This window comes from Paraburkholderia podalyriae (genome assembly GCF_014397785.1).
Lineage (GTDB): Bacteria > Pseudomonadota > Gammaproteobacteria > Burkholderiales > Burkholderiaceae > Paraburkholderia > Paraburkholderia podalyriae.
Map to the genome: position 1 here is coordinate 1 of NZ_VZQQ01000168.1, position 3,276 is coordinate 3,276.

The 3,276-nt window shown below is 54.0% G+C and carries 2 rRNA genes; both read right to left on the reverse strand.

Features of this window, described 5'->3' with window-relative positions:
* Window positions 1-51 precede the first annotated feature (51 nt).
* Window positions 52-165, reverse strand: a 5S ribosomal RNA gene (gene rrf / locus F6X42_RS42065).
* Window positions 166-376: 211 nt separating this feature from the next.
* Window positions 377-3,258 (reverse strand): 23S ribosomal RNA (locus F6X42_RS42070).
* Between the last annotated feature and the right edge of the window lie 18 nt (window positions 3,259-3,276).

Sequence of the window (3,276 nt, forward strand, 5' to 3'; positions counted from 1 at the left end):
GTAAACGCAAAAACCCCACCGCGAGGGGTGGGGTTTCTGACGGGGTAAGGAGCCTGACGATTACCTACTTTCACACGGGCAATCCGCACTATCATTGGCGTGGAGTCGTTTCACGGTCCTGTTCGGGATGGGAAGGGGTGGGACCGACTCGCTATGGTCATCAGGCATGACGGGTTGCTGCGTCGCGGGGTGCGCGCCACAGCCAATCTGGAAGAAGTAGTTTCTGGTGATGCTCACCAGGGTAAGGCAGGTTGTGTTGTTTCTGGCACAACACTGATCTCAACCGTGTGTGGTCTGCATAAGACCCTGCGCTTTGCGCAGGGTGGGGCATCCATAAGCGCTGAAGCGCTAACGGCTGCCGACACACACCGGTTATAGGATCAAGCCTTACGGGCAATTAGTATCAGTTAGCTCAGTACATTACTGTACGTGCACACCTGACCTATCAACGTCCTGGTCTTGAACGACCCTTCAAGGGGCTCGAAGCCCCGGGGATATCTCATCTTAAGGCGAGTTTCCCGCTTAGATGCTTTCAGCGGTTATCTCTTCCGAACATAGCTACCCGGCGATGCCACTGGCGTGACAACCGGTACACCAGAGGTTCGTCCACTCCGGTCCTCTCGTACTAGGAGCAGCCCCCTTCAAATATCCAGCGCCCACGGCAGATAGGGACCAAACTGTCTCACGACGTTTTAAACCCAGCTCACGTACCTCTTTAAATGGCGAACAGCCATACCCTTGGGACCGGCTACAGCCCCAGGATGAGATGAGCCGACATCGAGGTGCCAAACACCGCCGTCGATATGAACTCTTGGGCGGTATCAGCCTGTTATCCCCAGAGTACCTTTTATCCGTTGAGCGATGGCCCTTCCATACAGAACCACCGGATCACTATGACCTGCTTTCGCACCTGTTCGACTTGTCAGTCTCACAGTCAAGCACGCTTATGCCATTGCACTATCAGCACGATTTCCGACCGTACCTAGCGTACCTTCGTACTCCTCCGTTACACTTTGGGAGGAGACCGCCCCAGTCAAACTGCCTACCATGCACTGTCCCCGATCCGGATCACGGACCAGGGTTAGAACCTCAAACAGATCAGGGTGGTATTTCAAGGTCGGCTCCACGCAAACTGGCGTTCACGCTTCACAGCCTCCCACCTATCCTACACAGACCGGTTCAAAGTCCAATGCAAAGCTACAGTAAAGGTTCATGGGGTCTTTCCGTCTAGCCGCGGGGAGATTGCATCATCACAAACACTTCAACTTCGCTGAGTCTCGGGAGGAGACAGTGTGGCCATCGTTACGCCATTCGTGCAGGTCGGAACTTACCCGACAAGGAATTTCGCTACCTTAGGACCGTTATAGTTACGGCCGCCGTTTACCGGGACTTCAATCAGGAGCTTGCACCCCATCATTTAATCTTCCGGCACCGGGCAGGCGTCACACCCTATACGTCCACTTTCGTGTTTGCAGAGTGCTGTGTTTTTATTAAACAGTCGCAGCCACCAGTTTATTGCAACCCTTTCACCCTTCTGGCGCAGGCCAGTCAGGCTATGAGGGCGTACCTTATCCCGAAGTTACGGTACCAATTTGCCGAGTTCCTTCTCCCGAGTTCTCTCAAGCGCCTTAGAATACTCATCTCGCCCACCTGTGTCGGTTTGCGGTACGGTCACTGTGAAACTGAAGCTTAGAGGCTTTTCCTGGAACCCCTTCCAGTTGCTTCGTCGCCTAAGCGACTCGCCTCGCACCCTTGAATCCCGCGCCCGGATTTGCCAAAGCGCCTTCTCCAATGCAAGGACCGGGACTTCCAACACCCGGACAACCTTCCGCGATCCGTCCCCCCATCGCATTTCACAATGGTGCAGAAATATTAATCTGCTTCCCATCAGCTACGCATTTCTGCCTCGCCTTAGGGGCCGACTCACCCTACGCCGATGAACGTTGCGTAGGAAACCTTGGGCTTACGGCGAGGGGGCCTTTCACCCCCTTTATCGCTACTCATGTCAGCATTCGCACTTCCGATACCTCCAGCACACTTTCCAGTGCACCTTCGCAGGCTTACGGAACGCTCTCCTACCATGCACATTACTGTGCATCCGCAGCTTCGGTATATGACTTAGCCCCGTTACATCTTCCGCGCAGGACGACTCGATCAGTGAGCTATTACGCTTTCTTTAAAGGGTGGCTGCTTCTAAGCCAACCTCCTGACTGTTTTAGCCTTCCCACTTCGTTTCCCACTTAGCCATATTTGGGGACCTTAGCTGGCGGTCTGGGTTGTTTCCCTCTTGACACCGGACGTTAGCACCCGATGTCTGTCTCCCGTGATTGCACTCTTCGGTATTCGGAGTTTGCTATGGCGTAGTAATCCGCAATGGACCCCACAACCATGACAGTGCTCTACCCCCGAAGGTGATACACGAGGCACTACCTAAATAGTTTTCGGAGAGAACCAGCTATTTCCAGGTTTGTTTAGCCTTTCACCCCTATCCACAGCTCATCCCCTAACTTTTCAACGTTAGTGGGTTCGGTCCTCCAGCACGTGTTACCGTGCCTTCAACCTGGCCATGGATAGATCACCTGGTTTCGGGTCTACACCCAGCGACTGGACGCCCTGTTCGGACTCGCTTTCGCTACGCCTGCCCTAATCGGTTAAGCTCGCCACTGAATGTAAGTCGCTGACCCATTATACAAAAGGTACGCCGTCACCCCTTCGCAGAGGCTCCGACTGTTTGTATGCATGCGGTTTCAGGATCTGTTTCACTCCCCTCCCGGGGTTCTTTTCGCCTTTCCCTCACGGTACTGGTTCACTATCGGTCGATCACGAGTATTTAGCCTTGGAGGATGGTCCCCCCATCTTCAGACAGGATTTCACGTGTCCCGCCCTACTTCTCGTACACCCAGTCCTTCCATGCTGTTTTCGTCTACAGGGCTATCACCTGCTATGGCCGCACTTTCCAGAGCGTTCGACTAACAATACAGATAACGTGTACAGGCTGCTCCCATTTCGCTCGCCACTACTCTGGGAATCTCGGTTGATTTCTTTTCCTGCGGTTACTTAGATGTTTCAGTTCACCGCGTTCGCTTCGCGTAGCCTATGGATTCAGCTACGGATACCTCAGAAGAGGTGGGTTTCCCCATTCGGACATCTCCGGATCAAGGCTCGTTTGCCAGCTCCCCGGAGCTTTTCGCAGGCTACCGCGTCCTTCATCGCCTGTGATCGCCAAGGCATCCACCACATGCACTTGTTCGCTTGACCCTATAACGGGTGTGTCTC